The 6,577-nt window shown below is 71.8% G+C and carries 5 protein-coding genes; all 5 read right to left on the bottom strand.

Going from position 1 to position 6,577, the window contains the following annotated elements:
• Positions 1 to 887: tetratricopeptide repeat protein (locus FKV24_RS03075; protein ID WP_170288193.1), on the bottom strand; the 887-nt coding region annotated here is incomplete at its 3' end.
• Positions 884 to 1,600 carry a 2OG-Fe(II) oxygenase gene (locus tag FKV24_RS03070; RefSeq protein ID WP_141481179.1) on the bottom strand — a complete coding sequence of 239 codons (717 nt, stop codon included), beginning with the start codon at positions 1,598 to 1,600 and terminating at the stop codon, positions 884 to 886. The genes FKV24_RS03070 and FKV24_RS03075, both read right to left, overlap by 4 nt.
• A 31-nt stretch (positions 1,601 to 1,631) precedes the next feature.
• On the bottom strand, positions 1,632 to 3,377 hold the full coding sequence (gene ggt, locus FKV24_RS03065; protein ID WP_141481177.1) for a gamma-glutamyltransferase: 1,746 nt from the start codon (positions 3,375 to 3,377) through the stop codon (positions 1,632 to 1,634).
• Between the two features lie 161 nt (positions 3,378 to 3,538).
• Complete coding sequence (locus FKV24_RS03060; protein WP_223250202.1) at positions 3,539 to 4,168, bottom strand: tetratricopeptide repeat protein; 630 nt, start codon at positions 4,166 to 4,168, stop codon at positions 3,539 to 3,541.
• Between the two features lie 118 nt (positions 4,169 to 4,286).
• Entirely contained in the window at positions 4,287 to 6,563 is a 2,277-nt protein-coding gene (locus FKV24_RS03055) for a beta-N-acetylhexosaminidase (RefSeq protein ID WP_249040893.1), read from the bottom strand.
• Between the last annotated feature and the right edge of the window lie 14 nt (positions 6,564 to 6,577).

The following is a 6,577-nucleotide window of genomic DNA, read 5'->3' as shown; positions in this document are numbered from 1 at the left end:
TGCAGCAGGGCGATGCCGTGCTGGCGCCGCAGCGCGGTGCCGTCGACGCCGCGGTCGAACGCGGCCTCGTAGGTGGCGACCGCGTCCGCCGGCCGGGCATTGGTCAGCAGCTGCTCGCCGAGGATGTCGACATTGGCGGCGTCGGCCGGCGCCAGCCGTACCGCCTCGCGCGCATGCCGTTCGGCGCGGACCGGTTCGTCGAGTTTGCGCAGCAGGATTGCGGCGATGCGGTGGGCGTCGGCCGAGGCCGGCGCGAGCCGCAGCGCCTGTTCGGCGGCCTGCAGCCCCTGCTGCAACGACGGCCGGTCGAAGAAGTTGCTCAGCAGCGCCGCCAGCGCGTAGTGGCCCTCGGCGGCCTGCGGATCGATCGCCAGCGCGTTGCGCGCGGCGGCGACGGCCGCTTCGTACTCGCCCAGACGGCCACGGGTCGCGGCCAGATTGTTCCAGGCCGCCAGCCAGTCGGGACGCCGCCGGGTCGCGCCCTCGAACCCGCGCACCGCCTCGTCGAAGCGGCCGGCGCGATACGCGGCCGCGCCGAGGCGGAACCACGACCTGGGGTCGTCGGCAAGCAATTCGGTGGCGCGGCGCAGCAGCGGCAGGGCGGTATCGACCTCCTCGCTGTCGAGCAGGACGCTGCCCAGGTCCATCACCGTCCCGGCGTCGTCCGGGCGCAACGCATGGGCGTGCTGCAGGGCCGCCCTGGCCTCGTCGAGCTGGCCCGACTGCAGGGCGGCGATACCGCGCATGCGCCAGCCGTCGAAACTTCCCGGCTCCAGCTCCGTCGCCCGGCGCGCGGCATCGAGCGCCTGCGGCCACCGGCCCTGCTGGAGCGCGGACCAGGCCTGCCCCAGCAGGGCCGCGAGCGCCGGCGAGGCGGGAACGCTCACGACAGCCACCAGCCGGTGATCGCCAGCCGGTCCTCGCCGGCATACGGTGCGACCAGGCTGACCGCATGGCCGGCCGGCACCGCGAACAGCGACAGGCTGTTGTAGCGCGGCAGGAAGCTGGCCTCGACGCCGCCGTCCTCGCCGACGAACTGCAGCAGGCCGCCCCAGTCCGCCTGCCAGTGCGCGGTCAGGTTCAGCACGTAGGCGTACATCCGGCCTTCGTGGCTGTCGATGTCGGTGTGGTAGCGCAGGAACTGGCCGGGCCGGTAGCGGGTGGCCTGGGCGTCGACCCGGCGCACCCGCGCATCGCCGCTGAGCGCGCGCGCGAAGGCGATGTAGGGCGGCGAGTTGAACAGCTCCAGCACCCGGTGCAGCAGCAGGTCGGGGTCGCGTCCTTCGCGATAGGCGCTGACCATCATGTAGCTGTCGTAGGCGAAGCGGAACGCGGCATTGCCTGGCTGTCCGAGCGCCGACGCCGCGGTCGCGGCATACAGGCGCCGGCGCGCGTCGTCGTCCATCGCCGCGTAGGCGGCGGCGTCGAGGGTGCGGGCCGCGCCGGCGTCCTTCAGCGCGAGTGTCCACGGCACCTCCTGCCGCAGGCACTGGCGCAGCCGTGCCGCCGCGTCCGGCTGCAGGAAATCGGCGATCTGGACCCGTCCGTCGCGGCGCAGCGCGTCGCGCCAGTGGGGGATGTCGAGGGCTTCGTTGATCATGCTGGGAACATCGGCGCCGGGACCGCTGGATTCAGTAGCCGGCCGCCTGGCCGTCCTTGCGCGATTCGCTGGCGCCGATATAGCCGCCCTCGGGATTGACCATGATCGCCTGGTAGCCGCCGTAGGGTCCGTGCGCGAAGCGCACGCTGTGGCCGCGGCGCATCAGCTCGCGCACGGTCGCATACGGGTAGCCGGTCTCCAGGTCGAGTTCGCCGCCATCGCTCATCGCCACGTTCTGCCCGGCCGGCTCGGTCGAACCGTCGTGCTGGATGCGCGGCGCGTCGCCGGCCTCCTGCAGGTTCATGCCGAAGTCGATCAGGTTGATCAGGATCTGCGCATGGCCCTGCGGCTGCATGCCGCCGCCCATCACCCCGAACGACAGCCAGGGCTTGCCGTCGCGGGTGACGAAGGCCGGGATGATGGTGTGGAACGGGCGCTTGCCCGGTGCGTAGCTGTTGGGGTGGCCTTCCTTCAGCACGAACTGCTCGCCGCGGTCCTGCAGGATGAAGCCCAGCCCCGGCGGCGCCATGCCGCTGCCCATGCCGCGGTAGTTGGACTGGATCAGCGAGACCATCATCCCGTCCGGGTCGGCGACGGTCATGTAGATGGTGTCGCCCTCGTCGAGCTGCGGGATCACCCCCGGTTCGGCGGCCTTCATCGCCCGCTCCATCGAGATCAGCTTGCGGCGCTCGGCGGCGTAGCCCTTGGAGACCAGCCGCTCGACCGGGGTCCGGTAGTAGTCCGGATCGGCATAGGAGGCGGCGCGGTCGGCGAAGGCCAGCTTCTTGGCCTCGGTGAACAGGTGCACGTGCTCGGGGCTGCCGAAGCCGTAGCCCTTCAGATCGTAGCCTTCGAGGATGTTGAGGATCTGCAGCGCGGCGATGCCCTGCCCGTTCGGCGGCAGCTCCCAGACGTCGTAGCCGCGGTAGTTGGTGCCGACCGGCTCGACCCACTCGCCGTGGTGCGCGGCCAGATCGTCGTAGGACAGATAGCCGCCATTGGCCTTGAAATAGGCATCGATGCTGCGCGCGATCGCGCCCTTGTAGAACGCGTCGCGGCCGCCGTCGGCGATCTTCTGCAAGGTGTCGGCCAGATTGGGGTTGCGCCACATCTCGCCGGTGCGCGGCGCACGCCGGCCGCCGGCGCCGTCGTCGACGGTGAACTGCTCGGCGAAGCCCGGCCACTTCGACAGTACCGGCACGCTGCGGTCCCAGTAGTAGGCGATGGTCTCGTGCACAGGGTGCCCTTCGCGGGCGTAGCGGATCGCCGGCGCCAGGTCGTCGGCGATCGGGCGACGGCCGAAGCGCTCGTGCAGGGCGAACCAGCCGTCGACCGCGCCGGGCACGCTGACCGGCAACGGACCGTGCGGCGGCACCGCGCTCAGCCCGCGGCGCTGGAACTCGGCCAGGGTCAGCGATCTCGGCGAGCGGCCGGAGCCGTTGTAGCCGTGGAGCTTCCTGCTCTTCGGGTCCCAGACGATCGCGAACAGGTCGCCGCCGACACCGTTGCCGGTCGGCTCCATCAGCCCGAGCGCGGCATTGGCGGCGATCGCGGCATCGACCGCGCTGCCGCCGTCCTTCATCACATCCAGCGCGATCTGGGTCGCCAGCGGGTGCGAGGTGGCGGCCATCGCGTGCGGAGCATAGACCTCGCTGCGGGTGGCGAAGGTCGCGCCGGTGATGCGGTCGGCGGCGACCGCCGCGAATGTCGCGGTCAACGGCAGCGCCAGCACGAGCGCGGTCAGGGCGAGGCGGGGCAAGGCGGTCGGACGTCGCATGGCGGCAGCGGGCGGCAGGGACGGAATCCCCATCCTAACGCGATGCCCCCGACGCGATACCGGGCCGCCCGGCCCGGTGACGCGCGATGGCGGCAATGACCGTCGCGGAAACGACAGGACCGCCGGCCGGCGGTCCTGTCGGATGGGTCCGGACCCGCGGACTACGGCCAGCTGGGCGGATTCTCGGCCCAGGCGGCGCGCACTTCATCCAGGGTCGCGCGCTCGGACTCGCGCCAGTCCGGCAGCAGCTGGGCGTAGCGCGAGCTGGTGCGCCACTGGTCGGGCTCGCTGCGCACCGCGGCGGCGTACCACTTGACCGCCTCGTCCTTGCGGTCGACCGACCACAGCGCCAGCGCCAGGGTCTGCGGCATCCAGGTCGCGGTAAGGCCGCGCGAGGTCAGCAGCGCATGCCACTGGGTCAGCGCGCCCTGGGCGTCGCCGGCGCGGTACAGGTCCCAGCCGTAGTTCCACATCACCGGCCGCCACAGCACGTTGTTCTGGCTCAGACCGTCCAGTGCGCGCTGGTACAGATTGCGGCCGATCTCGGCGCGGCCGGCCTGCATCGCCATGTGGGCGAGCTGGGCGGCCTCGGCGCGGGCGCGCGGATCGCGCTCGATGATCGCCAGCAGCTTCTGCATCGCCGGCTCGCCGGTCTCTTCGAGCACCAGGATCGGCCGGGTCGCGTGGCTGTCGGTATCGAAGTAGAACTCCGCCGGCGGCGGCATGGCCTGCGCGATGGCGGCACCGGGCACGGCCAGCAGGGCCGCGAGCAGCAAGTTTCGAGGCGTCATCCGCGTATCCCCCTGAAGCAGGCCGCGATGGTAACGCATGTCACAGGCCTGTCGTGATGCGCGGCGCGTTTCGCCCACGACCGGTTTCCCTGCTCCCGTCGTTCACATCGCCGCCGGCTCATCGCCTGTCGCCTGGCGGTTCCTGCGCCACCAGCTCGACCCGGTCGAGCACCCACATCGTCGGCCGGGTATCGCCGCTGACCCGGATGCACAGATCCTGGCGGCCGTTCGCCGCCAGCGGCGCCTCCAGCTCGAGGAAACCGTCGGTGTCCGGTTCGGCCGGCATCGGCACGCTCGCCAGCAACGCGCCGTCGCAGCCGCCGCCGTGCACCAACAGCTCACCGTGGGCGCTGCGCGCGGGTTCGAAGCGGCGCCTGGGTTCGTCGTGGGCGAGCTGGAAGTAGTACGGAATCCGCCCCAGCCGTACCTTCAACGCAGCGATGCCGTCGAGGTCGGCGCGGTTCCACTGCCAGCACGGGTAGAAGATGGTGACGTTGAAGATCGCGCGCTCGCCCTCGACCGGACCGTCGTCCTCCAGCCGCAGCAGCAGGCTGCCCAGGTCGGGACAGGTCGCCAACTGCTCATCGGTCCGGCTCAGCAGCGAGGCGGCGTCGAAGGCGAAGGTCTGCGGCTCGGCCAGCGCGCGGCCGTCGGCGAACGCGGCCGCGACCACGCTCGCCGGCAACGGCTGCCGCAGCGGCTCGCGGTACCGCGGCGAATCCGCGTCCGGCACGCTGCCGTCGGTGCTGTAGCGGATCTCGTAGTCCAGCGGGTTGGCCAGCTCGATGGTCACGGTGCCGGCGGCACGCGCGTCCTCGGCGGTGGCCAGCACCTGGAACGGCGTCCGCGCATAGGCGATGCCGAGGCGGCGATAGCGCTGCAGCTGCACCGGCAGGCGGCGACGGAAGTCGTCCCAGTCCTTGTCCGCGGCCGGGGTCCAGCCGGTCTCGGCGACCGCGGCCAGGCGCGGGAACAGGTTGTGCTCCAGGCGCGCGTCGAAGCGGGTGTGCTCGGTCCACATGTTCGCCTGCAGGCCGAGGATGTGGCCGCGCTGTCCGGCCTCCAGCGCCTCGGGCACCGGCTCGAACGCGTACACCTCGTCGACGGTGATCGTCGCCGGCCGGCCCGGCGGCTCGTCCGGCGAATCGGTCTGCAGGTAGTCCAGGTACAGGTCCGAGGACGGCGACATCACCACATCGTGCCCCTTGCGGGCGGCCTCGATGCCGCCGTCGATGCCGCGCCAGGACATCACCGTCGCGGTTTGCGGCAGCTCCGCTTCGAGGATCTCGTCCCACCCGATCAGGCGCTTGTCGTGGCCGGCGAGGAACTTCTCCAGCCGCTCGACCATCAGCCCCTGCATCGCCATCTCGTCGGCGACGCCGAGCTCGCGCATGTGCGCCTGCACCCGCGCCGAGGCCTGCCACTGGTCCTTGACCGCCTCGTCGCCGCCGATGTGCACGTAGGGACCGGGGAACAGCTCGACCATCTCGGTCAGCACGTTCTCGAGGAAGACCATGGTGGCCTCCTCGGTGTTGAACAGGTTCTCGAACACCCCCCACTCGCCGACCGGTCGCAGCGGGCGGGCGGTCGTGCCCAGCTCGGGATAGGCGGCGATCGCGGCGGTGGCGTGGCCGGGGATGTCCAGCTCCGGCATCACCGTGATGTGGCGCTCGGCGGCGTAGGCGACGACCTCGCGGATCTGTTCCTGGGTGTAGAAACCGCAGTAGCGAAGCGCGGCGCCGGTGGCCGGATCGACGCCGCCGTCGCCGGCCGGGACGCGGCAGGCGCCCACTTCGGTCAGCTTCGGGTAGCGCTTGATCTCGATCCGCCAGCCCTGGTCGTCGGTCAGGTGCCAATGGAAGACGTTGAGCTTGTGCAGGGCCATCGCGTCGAGCAGCTTCTTGATCTCCTCCACGCTCTGGAAGTGCCGCGCCGAGTCGAGCATGAAGCCGCGCCAGCCAAAGCGCGGCGCGTCCTCGATGCGCATCGCCGCGATCGCGATGTCCGTGCCGGTTCCGGCGTCCCCGACCCGGGCCGTCGCCAGCTGCCACAGGGTGACCGCGCCGTAGAACAGGCCGGCGGAATCGCCGGCGACCACCCGCACCCCGTCGGGCCCCACATCGAGGGTGTAGGCCTCCGCCGAGGCGGCGTCGAAGTCCGGGTCGATGCGGAAGTGGATCGCACCGTCCGCCGGCCCACCGACCGCGCTGTCCAGCGCCGGTCCGCCGCTGGCCTGGAGGAAATCCGCGAACTGCCGTGCCACCGTCTCGGCGTCGCCATCGGCCGCCAGTAGCGGGGTCGCGGCGGAAAGCTGGAACACGCCCTGCGCCGGTTGCAGCCGCGCCGGCTTCGGGACCAGCGCGCCGTCGGCGATGGGGGCCGCGACCGCCGCCAACGTTCCGGGCCGGG

It is taken from the genome of Marilutibacter maris (genome assembly GCF_006546735.2).
Classification (GTDB): domain Bacteria; phylum Pseudomonadota; class Gammaproteobacteria; order Xanthomonadales; family Xanthomonadaceae; genus Marilutibacter; species Marilutibacter maris.
The sequence above is the reverse complement of the archived record's forward strand: the minus strand, read 5'-3'. Positions and strand labels throughout refer to the sequence as shown.